10 protein-coding genes are annotated in these 14,514 nt (G+C 29.9%); 6 read left to right on the top strand and 4 right to left on the bottom strand.

The genetic code is table 11. From position 1 onward, the window contains the following. Positions 1–39: 39 nt before the first annotated feature. The 4 genes from BTO04_RS01995 to BTO04_RS01980 form a co-directional block, all read right to left on the bottom strand. On the bottom strand, positions 40–609 hold the full coding sequence (locus tag BTO04_RS01995; RefSeq protein WP_087562903.1) for a hypothetical protein: 570 nt from the start codon (positions 607–609) through the stop codon (positions 40–42). A gap of 21 nt (positions 610–630) precedes the next feature. Further along, positions 631–3,369, bottom strand: coding sequence for a DNA gyrase/topoisomerase IV subunit A (locus BTO04_RS01990; RefSeq protein WP_087562902.1), 2,739 nt, complete (start codon positions 3,367–3,369; stop codon positions 631–633). Positions 3,370–3,550: 181 nt separating this feature from the next. Next, positions 3,551–4,015 (bottom strand): ORF6N domain-containing protein, encoded by a 465-nt coding sequence (locus BTO04_RS01985; RefSeq protein WP_087562901.1) that lies wholly within the window; start codon positions 4,013–4,015, stop codon positions 3,551–3,553. Between the two features lie 101 nt (positions 4,016–4,116). Beyond that, positions 4,117–5,973, bottom strand: coding sequence for a DNA topoisomerase IV subunit B (locus tag BTO04_RS01980; protein ID WP_087562900.1), 1,857 nt, complete (start codon positions 5,971–5,973; stop codon positions 4,117–4,119). Between the two features lie 302 nt (positions 5,974–6,275). On the opposite strand from BTO04_RS01980, the gene lysA reads away from it, so the two are divergent. From lysA to BTO04_RS01950, 6 genes are all read left to right on the top strand, one after another. After that, positions 6,276–7,532, top strand: a complete 1,257-nt coding sequence (lysA, locus tag BTO04_RS01975; RefSeq protein ID WP_087562899.1) for a diaminopimelate decarboxylase — start codon at positions 6,276–6,278, stop codon at positions 7,530–7,532. A gap of 98 nt (positions 7,533–7,630) precedes the next feature. Further along, the gene (locus BTO04_RS01970) at positions 7,631–8,245 is read left to right on the top strand and encodes a fumarylacetoacetate hydrolase family protein (RefSeq protein WP_087562898.1); all 615 of its coding nucleotides are present in this window, start codon (positions 7,631–7,633) and stop codon (positions 8,243–8,245) included. Between the two features lie 9 nt (positions 8,246–8,254). Beyond that, positions 8,255–8,767 carry a GNAT family N-acetyltransferase gene (locus BTO04_RS01965; protein ID WP_087562897.1) on the top strand — a complete coding sequence of 171 codons (513 nt, stop codon included), beginning with the start codon at positions 8,255–8,257 and terminating at the stop codon, positions 8,765–8,767. A gap of 267 nt (positions 8,768–9,034) precedes the next feature. Next, positions 9,035–11,158, top strand: a complete 2,124-nt coding sequence (locus BTO04_RS01960; protein ID WP_087562896.1) for a Tex family protein — start codon at positions 9,035–9,037, stop codon at positions 11,156–11,158. A 17-nt stretch (positions 11,159–11,175) separates the two neighbouring features. Next, entirely contained in the window at positions 11,176–11,928 is a 753-nt protein-coding gene (locus tag BTO04_RS01955) for a hypothetical protein (protein ID WP_087562895.1), read from the top strand. A 42-nt stretch (positions 11,929–11,970) separates the two neighbouring features. Then, positions 11,971–14,337, top strand: coding sequence for a type IA DNA topoisomerase (locus BTO04_RS01950; protein ID WP_087562894.1), 2,367 nt, complete (start codon positions 11,971–11,973; stop codon positions 14,335–14,337). Positions 14,338–14,514: the final 177 nt, after the last annotated feature.

The following is a 14,514-nucleotide window of genomic DNA, read 5'->3' as shown; positions in this document are numbered from 1 at the left end:
CATTGAAAATAAGATAATATTTATTTATGAAAATTATAATTAAATTTTCAAAGTATAATCGGCCAATTTCTCTAATTCAACTAAAATAAAACCTTCCCATTTTTTTTGAATTTTAGTGCTTAAAGAATATTCGGTTTCTAAATCATATTTATTTTGGAAAGCCAAGTATTCTTTAAAAAATTTTCGGTGAATTCTTCTGTAATCTGACTCTTTAACTATTTTTCTATCTGATTTAACCAATGCTATTTCTTTTCTCATTTTTCTAGCATACAATTCAGCGATATCAAAATGTAATTGTTCATGTTTTAAAATAGACAGACTTTTAGTTTGTGTCCAAGATTTATTCTTATAAAATTTACTTAATACTTTATAATCATATTTCTTGTTTTTGTTTCTAAATGGTTTTATTTCAATACTTGCACCGGTTTGAGCTACACCAATATTTTTTCTTTTTTCTTTACTTTTAAAATCTTGCCAATTTAATTTTCTATAAGTGGTCCAAATAATATAATCTTTAGTTTCTGCTTTATTCTTCTTAATTTTATTTTGTGAATAAGAGCCAAAATTTATATTTAAAAATAGCATAAAAAAAAGTAATTGCGTTTTCATAAATCCAAAAGTAAGGTGTTTCTAAAATAACTGCGTTTGATTTTCATCATCTCTCTTCTTCTCCTCTGCTTTCTTCTTTGCTATCGCTTTTTGCAATGCTATTTTTGCTTTATCATCAGCAGAAAATTCTTCATCTACAGGTTTTACAATTGCTACTTCAGGAGTTCCAATTGGCAATTTATCTTCAATAATTTCTTCATCAATTACTTCAATTTCTTCGAATGTTGGTTCTTCAGGTTCCTCAAAAGGAAGAGATTCTAATAGATTAACTTGCTTTATTTTTTCTGTCGTTAATTGATTTCCTTGTGCTTTAATTCCTTTAATAGAAATAAACTCTTCAAAATTTACTTCTTCATTTTCTAAACTTCTTTTAGAATAGAAAATTTCAGCAACGGGTCTATAATCTGTAGCTACAATTTCTAATTGAGATTTTGGATGTTCAGAAATTATTACTTCTTCTTTCTCTGGATGCTCAATTAAAAAACGTTTTACATAATATCTTTCTTTTTCTCCATCAAAATAAATAGCAGAAATTGGTTTGTTAGGTTTCCATTTTTCTAAGACAATCATATCATCTTCAAAATGCATTGCTAAATTTGGCTTCACCGCTTTTACTTTTCCACTTTGCGTAATAATTAACAACTTATCTTCTGCTTTAAATTCGCCTAACAGTTCTCCTCTTCCATCAACATTTAAACGTTGAACAGCGTCATCAAACCAAATTTTTCTAGGTTTTAATGTAGAAACTCCTTCAGATTTAAAATCTACACTTTTTATAGTATACTTGGTAATAATATTACCTCTTACAGCTCTTCCTTTTAGAGCTAAATCTGCAAAATCGATATCCCATTTCAATTTTTTTACACTTCCAGCAGCACGCAAATTAATCGTGACCACTTCTGCCTCACCATTAGGATTTGCAGTGAAATATAAAACTTTTGAACCTTTACTTCCGTTTGTTAAATCGTATTCCTTATCTCTAGTAACAGAAGTAACATTAAAACGTTTCATATAAGAAGCACCTTTTGCACCATCTTTATACATAAAATTATAAACCGTTCTTTTATCTTTCTTTTTAAAGACGGCAACATGAATAATATCTTTACCAACAAAAGTTTTAGAATCTATTTTTGTTACAGTCATTATACCATCTCTTCTAAAGATAATAATATCATCAATATCTGAACATTCTGTTACAAATTCGTCTCTTTTTAGAGAAGTACCAATAAAACCTTCTTCTCTATTTACATATAGTTTTGCGTTATTCATTGCTACTTTAGATGCAACGATATCATCAAAAATTCTGATTTCAGTTTTACGCTCTTTCCCTTTTCCGTATTTATCTTTTAAATTTTTGAAGTAATTGATTGCAAACTCAATAAGGTTGTTTAAATGATCTTTTACAACCGCAATTTTATCTTCTAAGCCTTCTATGAATTGTTTTGCTTTATCAATATCAAATTTTGAAATTTTCTTGATTCTAATTTCGGTCAAACGAACAATATCTTCTTCAGTAATTGCACGTTTTAAATGTTTAATATAAGGCTTTAAACCTTTATCTATAGCTTTAATAACGCCTTCCCAAGTTTCTTCTTCTTCAATATCTCGATAGATTCTATTTTCTATAAAAATTCTTTCTAAAGATGAAAAATGCCATTGTTCCTCTAATTCATTTAACTGAATTTCTAATTCCTTCTTCAACAAATCTACCGTTAGATCTGTAGAATGTTTTAACATTTCTGAAACTCCTACAAAAACAGGTTTGTTATTTTCAATAGTACACGCTAAAGGTGAAATTGAATTTTCACAGCTTGTAAAGGCATACAAAGCATCAATGGTTTTATCTGGAGAAACATTGGGTGGTAAATGCACTAAAATCTCTACTTCTGCAGCTGTATTATCTTCAATCTTTTTAATCTTGATTTTCCCTTTTTCATTGGCTTTTATAATACTATCAATCAGTGTAGTTGTTGTTGTACCAAAAGGAATTTCATTAATAACTAATGTTTTTTTATCAAGTTGCGCAATTTTTGCTCTAACTCTAACTTTTCCTCCACGTATTCCATCATTATAATTAGTAAAATCTGCAATTCCGCCAGTTAAAAAATCTGGAATAATTTTAAAACTTCTTCCTTTTAAATATTTGATAGAAGCATCTATAAGTTCAATAAAATTATGTGGTAATATTTTTGTTGATAAACCAACTGCAATTCCTTCTGCTCCTTGTGCTAATAACAATGGGAATTTTACGGGTAAATCAATTGGTTCTTTTCTTCTACCATCGTAAGACATTTTCCAATCGGTTGTTTTTGGATTAAAAACAACATCAAGAGCAAACTTAGATAAACGAGCCTCAATATATCTAGAAGCTGCTGCACGATCTCCTGTTAGGATATTCCCCCAGTTTCCTTGCATATCAATCAGTAATTCTTTCTGACCAATTTGCACCATTGCATCTGCAATAGAAGCATCTCCATGAGGATGGTATTGCATTGTATGACCAACAATATTTGCTACTTTATTGTAACGTCCATCGTCTAAATCTTTCATAGAATGCATAATTCTACGCTGCACTGGTTTTAATCCATCTTCTAAAGATGGCACTGCTCTTTCTAAAATCACATACGAAGCATAATCTAAAAACCATTCCTTATACATTCCTGTAATTTTGGTAATGGTTTCTTCTTGTGGCGAATCTAACTCCTCATTCTGATTGGTTAATTCTTCTTCGTGTTCGTTTTCGTTTATTTCTTCACTCATTCTTTTTAAACGTTTAATTGTTTAATCGTTTAACGATGTAATTGTTTATTTGGGCGTTCCCTAAAAAGGTCGGGCTTTACGTTGCAATCTTTTTTTTGTCTCTCATTGCAAAGAAAGTTTTTTCATTTTCTGTGACAATCTTAATTTTAATAAGAGATTGCTTCGTTCCTCGCAATGACAATTAATAAGAAAACACTAATTCTATATTTTTACTTTGATGGGTTACTTTCTTTTTAATTTCTTCTATTTCTAAACTTAAATTATCACTCAATAATTCTCGCATTTTGCTAAAAATTCTAATGATTTTTATATTTACCGCAATTGCTCTATCGCTATTTAATAAACTAGATAACATGGCAACTCCTTGTTCTGTAAAAACCATTGGTGCGTAACGCAAACCCATCTTCTCTGAATTGGAGGTGCCAAATTGACTCCTCCAATTTTCAAACTCATTTTTAGTTAATTCAAACATAAAATCATCTGGAAAACGATTTAAGTTTCTACGAACTTGCCTTTTTAATTGTTTTGTCTCTACTTGATATAATTCTGCTAAATCTCTATCTAACATTACTTTTTGATTCCGAATCAAATAAATTTTGTTCGTAATAATTTCATCAGGAATTAATAAATGTTCTTCTTCTTTCATCTTTTTATAATCTTGATGAGGCCATGTTACACCTCTAATTTCTCAAACTTGCTAAAGCCCCTATATTCAGCATAGACAAAATGGAAAGGGTTTAAAATAAGCTACTCCTCATCTATATAATCCAACTCAACCTTTAAATTCTCAATGATAAACTTCTGTCTATCAGGCGTATTTTTCCCCATATAGAACTGTAACATTGCTTCAATTGACATTTCTTTGTCTAACATTACAGGGTCTAAACGAATATCATCCCCAATAAAATGAACAAACTCATTTGGTGAGATTTCACCCAAACCTTTAAATCGAGTTATTTCTGGTTTTCCTCTTAATTTTCCTATGGCTGTTCGTTTTTCTTCATCAGAATAACAATAAAAAGTTTCTTTCTTATTTCTGACTCTAAACAACGGAGTTTCTAAAATATATAAATGCCCTTCTTTTATCAATTCTGGAAAAAACTGCAAGAAAAATGTTATTAATAATAAACGAATGTGCATTCCATCTACATCGGCATCTGTTGCAATTACAATATTGTTATAACGCAAATCCTCTAAACCATCTTCTATATTTAAAGCTGCTTGTAAAAGGTTAAACTCTTCATTTTCGTACACTATTTTTTTACTTAATCCGTAAGAATTAAGCGGCTTTCCTTTTAAACTAAAAACGGCTTGTGTATTTACATTTCTAGACTTTGTGATAGAACCAGAAGCAGAATCTCCCTCTGTAATAAACAAGGTAGATTCTAAATAATTATCTTTTTTAATATCACTTAAATGCACTCTACAATCACGTAATTTTTTATTGTGTAAACTCGATTTTTTAGCTCTATCTTTTGCTAATTTCCGTATTCCAGAAAGCTCTTTTCTTTCTTTTTCTGCCTGTATTATCTTTCTTTGAAGTTTGTCTGCAACATCTGTATTTTTATGAAGATAATTATCAAGTTTAGTTTTTAAGAAATCATTTATATACGTTCTTACAGTTGGTAGATTTCCTCCCATATCTGTAGAGCCTAACTTTGTTTTTGTCTGACTTTCAAAAATAGGTTCCATTACCTTTATGGCAATTGCAGAAATAATTGATTTTCTAATATCTGAAGCTTCAAAATTCTTACCGTAAAATTCTCTGATTGTTTTTACAATAGCTTCTCTAAATGCTGCTTGGTGTGTTCCTCCTTGTGTTGTATACTGTCCATTTACAAAAGAATGATATTCTTCTGAATATTGTGTTTTACTATGCGTTATAGCAACTTCTATATCATCTCCTTTTAAATGAATTATTGGATATAACATATCATCTAGATTGTTATTATCTTCCAATAAATCTTTTAATCCATTTTCTGAAAAGAATTTTTCTCCATTAAAAATAATGGTCAATCCAGGGTTCAAGTACACATAATACTTTAGCATTTTCGCTACATATTCATTTCTGTATTTGTATTTCTTAAAAATTTCTTCATCAGGAATAAAAGAAACTTTCGTTCCTTTTCTTCGAGAAGTTTCTTCTAAAAACTCTTGATCTGTAAGATTTCCTTGGCTAAATTCTGCTGAAGCAGATTTTCCATCTCTTGAAGATTCTACTCTAAAAAATGACGAAAGCGCATTTACCGCTTTTGTACCAACACCATTTAAACCAACAGATTTTTTAAAGGCTTTAGAATCATACTTACCTCCAGTATTCATTTTAGAAACAACATCAACCACTTTTCCTAAAGGAATTCCACGACCATAATCTCGAACCATTACTTTATTTCCTTGAATAGAAATTTCAATGGTTTTACCTGCTCCCATTACATATTCATCAATAGAATTATCCAGAACTTCCTTAACAAGGATGTAAATTCCATCATCAGGCGAAGATCCGTCACCTAATTTACCAATGTACATTCCTGGACGCATTCTAATATGCTCTTTCCAATCTAATGATCGAATATTATCTTCTGTATATTTTGTTTCTTGACTCATAAATACGCGTACTGCAATTAATTCTGAAGTACTCGCTAAATTAACATTTAAGAATATAAAAAAAAATGGGTTTCTTAATTAGTTATCAACAGGATTTCAACGAAAAAAAAGCCTGATTTTAATCGTTAAAATTGATACCCGTTTGTCCGATAATGACAATTTTTAGAAAACCCCAAAGCAAAAACGTTAGAAGTATTTTTAATGTAAAAATCACAATAAAAAACAATTTGTTATATTTTTAAACAAATCATAATTTATTAAACAATTTAATTACTTTTGGCATCACAAATAAATATTTTACATTGGAAAACACACAACTTACAGCGTTAGCAAATAAATACGGAAGTCCTTTATATGTTTACGATACAGATAAAATTGAATCGCAATACAACAGATTAACAAATGCTTTTAGCAGCGTTAAAAGTTTAAAGTTGAATTATGCTGTAAAAGCACTTTCTAACATCAATATTTTAAAGTTCTTTAAAGATTTAGGTGCTGGTTTAGATACTGTTTCTTATCAAGAAGTACAATTGTGTTTAACAACTGGTATTGAACCTCATGACATTATTTATACACCAAACGGAGTTTCTTTAACAGAGATTGAAGAAGTAGCTAAATTGGGTGTTCAAATTAATATTGATAACCTTTCTATTTTAGAACAATTTGGACAAAAACATCCAGATATTCCTGTTTGTGTGCGTATAAATCCACATATTATGGCTGGTGGAAATTCTAAAATATCTGTTGGTCATATCGATTCTAAATTCGGAATTTCAATTCACCAAGTTCCACATATTAAACGTGTTGTAGAAAACACGGGGATGAATATTAATGGTATTCACATGCATACAGGTTCTGATATTTTAGATATCGATACTTTTTTGCGTGCTACAGAAATTTTGTTTGATGTTGCAAAACAGTTTGATAATATTGACTTTATCGATTTTGGAAGTGGTTTTAAGGTCCCTTATAAAGAAGGAGATATTTCTACAGATATTGAGCAATTAGGTTTGCAATTAACAGAAAGGTTCAACGAATTTTGTGTAGAATATGGTAAAGACATTACTTTAATGTTTGAGCCTGGTAAATTTTTGGTTTCTGAAGCGGGTTCTTTTCTTGCAAAAGTAAATGTTGTTAAACAAACAACGTCAACTGTTTTTGCACATGTAGATTCTGGTTTTAATCACTTAGTAAGACCAATGATGTATGATTCTTATCACCATATTACAAACATCTCAAATCCAACAGGAAGAGATCGTTATTACTCCGTTGTAGGTTATATTTGTGAAACGGATACATTTGCTTCTAACAGAAGAATTGCTGAAATCTCTGAAGAAGATGTTTTGTGTTTTCATAATGCAGGAGCGTATTGTTTCTCTATGGCTTCTAACTATAACTCACGTTATATACCTGCAGAAGTTATGGTACATCAAGGAAAAGGTTATTTAATTAGAAAAAGACAGACAATTGAAGATATTTTGCACAACCAAGTAGTTGTTGATTTCTCTAATGATAAAACAGCAAAAAAAGTTTCTCTAAAAGAAAAGATAGAAGTTTAAAAAATTAAATAGTAACACTATTAAATCCATTAAGAAACTGCTGTTTTTTGGTGGATTTTTTTTTACATTTACTCGTAAAGTAAAAAAAAAATTAAAAAATGAAAATACTAGGAATAGGAAGTAATTATCTTACTGATTTAAAAGATATTGAAGAAAAAAAGAAAGCTAAAAAATTCATCTTTTCAAAACCTGAATCTAGTTTAGCTATTAATTGTGATGTTGAATATCCTAGCAACATTACTAACGAATTAGTTTACGAGGTAGAATTAGTGATTAAAATAGGTAAAGAAGGAAAAAACATTTCTAAAGCAGCTGCAAATTCTTTTATTTCTGAAATTGCAATTGGTATTGATTATACGGCAACAGATATTCTAAAAAACGCAAGAGAAACTAACCACCCTTGGGAGTTTTCAAAAGGCTTTGATGGTGCTGCGCCAATTTCTAGCTTTAAATCGATTGCTGAATATCCTAATTTAGGGAATATTAATTTTGATTTAAAAGTTAACGGAGAAGAAAAACAAAAAAGTAACACCGCTTTTATGGTGAACGATTTTGCTGATATTATTGTGTTTATTTCTAAATATATGACGTTACAACCTGGAGATTTAATTTTTACGGGAACGCCAGCGGTTGGTAAAGGAGAAATATTTAAAGGAGATCAACTACAATGTTCTATTAATGGTGAATTGATGCTAGATTTTAAAATGATATAATTTTTTTTGATGATAATAAGACTTTCTAAAATTGAAGATGTTCCGGGGATCATGACCATTATTGATGATGCTAAAGCCTATTTAGCTTCTCTTAATATTGATCAATGGCAAAACGGATATCCAAATACGGAACAAGTAAAAAATGATGTTTTAAATGGTGAAAGTTATGTGGTTATAAGTGATGAAAATCAAGTAATGGCAACTTCTATGTTTACCACAAATCCTGAACCAACGTATAAAGTTATAGATGGAAATTGGATTGTTGATGAAACTAAAACTTATGGCGTTATCCATAGAATGGCCATCAAAAAAGAATTCAGGAAATTTGGTTTGGCTACTTTTATGTTTCATGAATTTCATTTACAATTATTAGAAAAAAACATAGAAAGTTTAAAGATTGATACGCATGAAGACAATATCGGAATGCAATCTCTAATAAAGAAATTGGGGTACACATATTGTGGCGTTATTTATACAGGTTACAACGCTAAGAGACTGGCTTTTGAGAAAGTAATTTCTTAATAAAAAATAATTTCTAAAGAATATCTCGATACAAAATTCTTGAAAAAAGAATTTCACTCGATGTGACAGTACGTGTTATTTTATGAATACAAATACGAGAAACAGTAAGAACATGCTGTCACTTCGAGTAATTTTTTGACGAAGGAAGAAAAATTGTATCGAGAAGTTTTATTTTCATCATATCCAAACATAAAATAAAAGTATATTTACAACCTCATGAAATTATTTTTATGAGGTTTCTTTTTTTAGTTTAAATTCAATCGAAAAATGCACTTACTTCAATATATAATTCAACAAACACAGCTCTCAGAAAAATCTATTCAAAATACCATTTCATTATTAAATGAAGATGCTACAATTCCTTTTATATCAAGATATAGAAAGGAAATGACGGGTAATTTAGACGAAGTTCAAATTGGTGACATTGTAAAATTTAAAGAAGTTTTTGAAGCGTTAGAAAAACGTAAAAAAGCCATTTTAAAAGCGTTAGAAGAACAAAATGTTTTAACGGATGAATTAACTCAGAAAGTAAACATCTCTAGAGATTTAACTTCTCTAGAAGATTTGTATTTACCTTTTAAAAAGAAGCGAAAAACAAAAGCAGAAACTGCACGTTTACAAGGCTTAGAACCGTTGGCTAAGATGATGATGAATCAGCGTGTAAATGATTTAGAACACACAGCGTCAAAATACACATCCAACGAAGTTGAAACCATTGAAGATGCCTTAGAAGGCGCCCGTTTTATCATTGCAGAATGGATTAATGAACGTACAGATATCAGAAATAACATTCGAAGAGAATTAGAACGTTATTCTACGATTTCATCTAAAGTAATTAAAACAAAAACGGCTGAGGAGAAAGCACAAAAATTTAAAGATTATTTTGATTGGAGCGAATCTTTAAGTAGAATTCCTTCTCACAGATTATTAGCCATTTTAAGAGCAGAAAACGAAGGTTTTATTCGTGTTAAAATAGAAATTGATAAAGAGAGCGTCCTTCAAAAAATGGAAGCTAGCATTATTCGTTCTCAAAACGAATGTGCAGAACAAATACAATTGGCAATTGCTGATACTTATAAACGTTTGTTATTTCCTTCTTTATCAAACGAAGCAATGTCAATTGCAAAAGAAAAAGCAGACGAAGCAGCAATTTTAGTTTTCGCGAAAAATTTAAAACAATTATTGTTAGGCGCTCCTTTGGGCGAAAAAAGAATTTTAGCAATCGATCCTGGTTTTAGATCTGGTTGCAAAGTGGTCTGTTTAAACGAGCAAGGAGATTTAGTACATAATGAAAATATTTATCCGCACGCTCCACAAAATCAAACGATAGAAGCCATTAAAAAGATTAGTTCCTTAGCAGATACTTATAAAATTGAAGCAATTGCAATTGGAAATGGAACAGCATCTAGAGAAACAGAACAATTAGTTAAGAAAATTCAGTTTAAAAATAAAATTGAAGTTTTTGTGGTGAGTGAAGCTGGCGCATCCATTTATTCGGCTTCTAAAATTGCAAGAGATGAATTTCCTAATTACGATGTTACAGTGCGTGGTTCTGTTTCTATTGGAAGAAGATTGGCAGATCCTTTGGCAGAATTGGTAAAGATTGATGCAAAATCGATTGGAGTTGGCCAATATCAGCATGATGTTGATCAATCTAAATTAAAGAAATCTTTAGATACTGTTGTAGAAAGTTGTGTAAATACAGTAGGCGTAAACATAAATACGGCTAGCGAATCGTTATTGAGTTATGTTTCTGGAATTGGACCAAAAATTGCAGTAAATATTGTGAATTATAGAAATGAAAACGGTTCTTTTACTTCTAGAACTGCCATAAAAAAAGTACCTCGTTTAGGCGGAAAAGCATTTGAACAAGCTGCTGGTTTTTTACGAATTAAGAATGCTAAGAATCCGTTAGATGATTCTGGAGTGCACCCAGAAAGTTATAGTTTGGTTGATAAAATAGCGAAAGACTACAAAAAGAAAGTTGCCGATTTTATTGGGAATAAAGAAATTCTTCAACAGATTTCTTTGAAAAATTATATTTCTGAAACCATTGGTTTGCCTACATTAGAAGATATTATTAAAGAATTAGAAAAACCTGGAGTAGATCCAAGAGCGAAAGCAAAAATGTTTTCTTTTGATCAAAATATAAAAACAATTTCAGATTTAAGAACAGGTCAAATTGTACCCGGAATTGTAAATAATATCACCAATTTTGGTTGTTTTGTAGATATCGGAATTAAAGAAAGCGGTTTAATTCATGTTTCTAATTTATCAGATACTTTTGTAAAAGATGTAAATGCAATTGTGGCTTTAAATCAGCAAATACTTGTAAAAGTGTTGGAAGTTGATGTTGTAAGAAAGCGTATTCAATTGGCTTTGGTGAAATAAAAAAGGAGAAAGCTATAATGAATAAAATTATAATTTTAGATTGTGAAAACTTTGATTCTATTTTAGATTCTTTATCAAATATATTTAATACTGATAAATCTGAAATTTTATCATATTTAAATGATGTCAGTCTTGATGAAATTTGGGAGAAAAGTATAAAAGAAAGGTATGCATATGAATATTTATTTGAACATTTTAAGCAACAATTCAAAATTAATAAATCAATAATAATAAAAGCATATTGGTTTCATAACACTAGGGTGCTAAAAGGTACGGATTTTATAGAAGGTATTTTACCTTTGGAAAAAGCTATTATAAAAATAGAAGAAATTATAAAAAAAGTTATTCAAAATTTAGATAAATCAATAAAAATTGACAAGTTAACTCATAGCACAGCCACTATACACAAATTAAATTCAGATTATGATCAAGGACCTTGGGGATTTTTAATTAAAGAATTTGCATTTGAAAAAGCAAATGGAATTCATAACTATTTAAATGTACCTGAATTAGTTGAAGATATTTTAAGGTTTAGATACCCTAAAAAGTATGATTTAATTCTAAATGAATATCAAAAAATCACAACTAAGTGTATCGTGAAATTTAAATCTGATAGAGATTTTCACCCTGACACATTAGCATATGTTATAAACTACTTATATCACAAAATAAATAATCTTGAAATGAATTATCAATGTAATACAAACATTAGTAATTTTCGAAAAACTATACCTAATATTAATATTTTAGAGATAAATTATTATCAATAATATACTTTAAATTCACTATTTTCGAATTCACAAAAAGCATAAATGAAAGTCTGTATTGCTGAGAAACCAAGTGTAGCAAGAGAAATTGCTAATATTCTAGGAGCCAACACAAAACGTGATGGTTTCTACGAAGGCAATGGCTATGCAGTAACCTATACATTTGGACATTTATGCACACTTTTAGAACCTAAAGATTACAAACCTCATTGGAAAAGTTGGGATTTAAACAACTTACCAATGCTTCCAGAACGTTTTGACACCAAGGTTACTGGCGATGCAGGAATTAGAAAACAATTTAATATTGTAAAATCTTTATTTGATAAAGCAACTGTTGTTATCAATTGTGGGGATGCAGGAACAGAAGGAGAACTCATTCAGCGTTGGGTAATTAATCAAGCAGGTTACAAAGGAAAAGTGCAACGTTTATGGATTTCATCTCTTACAGAAGAAGCGATTAAAGAAGGATTTAAAAATTTAAAACCTTCAGAACAATATGATAATTTATATTATGCAGGGTATTCTAGAGCTATTGGAGATTGGCTTTTAGGGTTGAATGCTACACGTTTATACACCGTAAAATATGGCGGATTTAAACAAGTTTTGTCTGTAGGTAGAGTGCAAACTCCTACCCTAGCCATGTTGGTAAATCGTTTTGTTGAAATTCAGAATTTTAAACCACAACCTTATTGGGAATTACAAACTACCTATAGAAATACACTTTTCAATTATGAAGAGGGTCGTTTTCTAAAACAAGAGGACGGACAAGTTTTAGCTAATAAAGTAAAAGAATCTGATTTTGAAATTGTTTCTGTCACCAAGAAGAAAGGAAAAGAATACGCTCCAAAACTGTTCGATTTAACAGGTTTACAAGTGTATTGTAATAATAAATTTGGATTTTCTGCAGATGAAACCTTAAAAATGGTTCAGAAATTATATGAAATGAAAGTAGTTACCTACCCAAGAGTTGATACTACTTTTTTACCAAATGATGTATATCCTAAAATTGCAGGAATATTATCAAAACTAACAAATTATAGCGCATTAACGCATCCACTTTTAGGGCAGAAAATAAAGAAATCGAAACGTGTTTTTGATGATAAAAAAGTAACAGATCACCATGCTATTATTCCTACAGGAATTCAAGGAAATTTACAATACAATCAGCAACAAGTATATGATATAATTACACGTAGATTTATTGGTGTTTTTTATCCAGATTCTGATGTTTCTAATACGTCTGTAATTGGTAAAGCTGCCGATGTTCCTTTTAAAACAACAGGAAAAGAAATTCTAACCAAAGGTTGGCGAGTTGCTTTTGAAACAGAAGAAAGCAAAATTAAAAAGGAATTAAACGAACAATTAACGCTTCCATCTTTTGTAAAAGGTGAAAAAGGAACACACGAACCTTCCTTTTTAGAAAAGGAAACAAAACCACCAAGAAACTTTACAGAAGCAAGTTTATTACGTGCCATGGAAACTGCTGGAAAGCAAGTTGATGATGATGATTTGCGTGAATTAATGAAAGAAAACGGAATTGGAAGACCTTCTACCAGAGCAAGTATAATTGAGACTCTTTTCCGAAGAAAATATATTGAACGTAAAAAGAAATTAGTATTACCTACTCAAACAGGAATCGATTTAATAAATATCATTGATAACGAATTATTAAAATCGGCAGAATTAACTGGAAGATGGGAAAAACGTTTAAAGGAAATTGAACGTGGAGAATTTAACGCCGGAACTTTCATAAACAATATGAAAAAAATGGTAGATGAATTGGTGTATGAAGTGCGTTCTAATACTTCTGTAAAACGAATTTCTTCTAACACACCTGTCATTGCGGCTGAAACGAAGCAACCTGCTGTTTCAAAGTCAAAAACAAAAAAAGAAGTTGTTGGTAAAACCTGTCCGAAATGTAAAAAAGGAAATTTGATAAAAGGTACTTCTGCTTATGGATGTTCTGAATATAAAAATAATTGTGATTTTAAAATTCCGTTTGAAATTTACGGTAAGAAAATTTCTGAAAATCAATTGATTCGATTGATTGACAAAGGCTGTACAACTAATTTAAAAGGTTTTAAAACTGATGCTGGTGCTGTTGAAGGATTGATACGTTTTGATGAAAGATTTAGCTTAAAATTAGAACCAAAACAAGCTATCATTGCGAACGAAGTGAAGCAATCTGCTAATTATAATGAGATTACTTCGTCGAAAACTCATGGTAATGACAAGGATAAAATTACATGTCCGAAATGTAAAAAAGGAACTATTTTAAAAGGGAAAACTGCTTACGGTTGTTCTAATTATAAATTAGGTTGCGATTTTGTTTTTACGTTTGAAAATATAAAAAAAGTAGCGAATGGTAGACCTTTGACGAAAGAATTAGTTATTGATATAATTAGTAAATAATATTTTATAACGTTTGTCATTCTATAAAAACAAGAAGCTATACTTTAATCTTTAAAAGTCTAAAAGCTAATTTTAGATACCTGCATTCGCAGCTATAACAAAAGAGATTCTTCCTCATTATTCCTTCGGAATGACAACAAAATTAACTGAATAAAATAGGTAAAACTTAAAGTTAAC

It is taken from the genome of Polaribacter sp. SA4-10 (assembly GCF_002163835.1).
Classification (GTDB): Bacteria; Bacteroidota; Bacteroidia; order Flavobacteriales; family Flavobacteriaceae; genus Polaribacter.
The sequence above is the reverse complement of the archived record's forward strand: the minus strand, read 5'-3'. Positions and strand labels throughout refer to the sequence as shown.